Source organism: Rhizobacter sp. P3_B12, assembly GCF_056402895.1.
In genome coordinates, this window is sequence record NZ_JBFUGN010001338.1 from 1 (window position 1) to 1,305 (window position 1,305).

2 protein-coding genes are annotated in these 1,305 nt (G+C 68.8%); both read left to right on the forward strand.

Features of this window, described 5'->3' with window-relative positions:
- Nucleotides 1-362: helix-turn-helix domain-containing protein (locus AC1D01_RS35030; RefSeq protein WP_477874175.1), on the forward strand; the 362-nt coding region annotated here is incomplete at its 5' end.
- A gap of 176 nt (nucleotides 363-538) precedes the next feature.
- Nucleotides 539-1,305, forward strand: a 767-nt coding sequence (locus tag AC1D01_RS35035) for an alpha/beta fold hydrolase (RefSeq protein ID WP_477874177.1), incomplete at its 3' end; no start/stop codon positions are given.

Genomic DNA, 1,305 nt, shown 5'->3' on the forward strand with positions numbered 1-1,305 from the left:
GGGCCGGGCTGTCGGCGGGGGCGCTGGCCTGGCTCACCGCGCGCGAGTGGCCGGGCAACGTGCGCGAGCTGAAAGCGGTGGTCGAATCGGCCGGGGCCTTGCTGCTGCCGGACCAGCGCGAGGTCGATGCCGACCTGCTGCGGCTGGCCAGCGGCGACCCGGCCGAGGTGGCGAGCGCTTCGCACGTGCCGCCGGGCGGAGATGCGGCCGGCCCGCTGGACGCGGCGCTGACCGAGCTGGAACTGCGCCTGGTGCGCGACGCGATGACGGCGGTGGGCGGCAACCAGTCGGAGGCGGCGCGGCGGCTCGGGATCTCGCGCGTGGGCCTGATCAAGAAGCTGACGCGGCTCGGCTTGCGCTGAACGGGGAAGTGAGCCACGCACCGAGGGCGGTGGCGACGGCGTGGCGGCGCGCATCCCCCGTTTGGGAAATCGTTGCCACTGTCATCTGCCGGTGTTGCAATCAACGGCCGTCGCCCACGATCACGCTCTCCGTGATCGGCAGCCCCGGCACTCAACCCACAGGAAGGATCAACAAGATGAGCTCCCACACCCAAGGCAACAACACCATCACCACGAAGGACGGCGTCCAGATCTTCTACAAGGATTGGGGCACCGGCCAGCCGATCGTCTTCTCGCACGGCTGGCCGCTGAGTTCCGACGACTGGGACACGCAGATGCTGTACTTCCTCGCGAAGGGCTACCGCGTGATCGCCCATGACCGCCGGGGCCATGGCCGCTCGACGCAGACCTGGGACGGCAACGACATGGACCACTATGCCGACGACCTGGCCGCGCTGACCGAGAAGCTGGACCTGCGCCATGCCATCCACGTCGGCCACTCCACCGGCGGCGGCGAGGTGGCGCGCTACCTGGGCCGCCACGGCAGCAAGCGCGTGGCCAAGGCCGTGCTGATCGGCGCGGTGCCGCCGGTGATGCTGAAGAGCGAGAGCAACCCGCAAGGCCTGCCGATCGAGGTGTTCGACGRCATCCGCGCCGGCGTGGCCGGCAACCGGGCCGAGTTCTACCGCGACATCACGCTGCCGTTCTACGGCTACAACCGCCCGGACGCCAAGGTCTCCGAAGGCATCCGCCAGCACTGGTGGCTGCAGGGCATGGCCGGCGGCATCAAGGCCCACCACGACTGCGTGAAGGCCTTCTCCGAGACCGATTTCACCGAAGACCTGAAGAAGATCGACGTGCCGACGCTCGTGATGCACGGTGATGACGACCAGATCGTGCCGATCGCCGATTCGGCGCTGCTGGCGATCAAGCTGCTGAAGAAGGGCACGCTGAAGGTCTACCC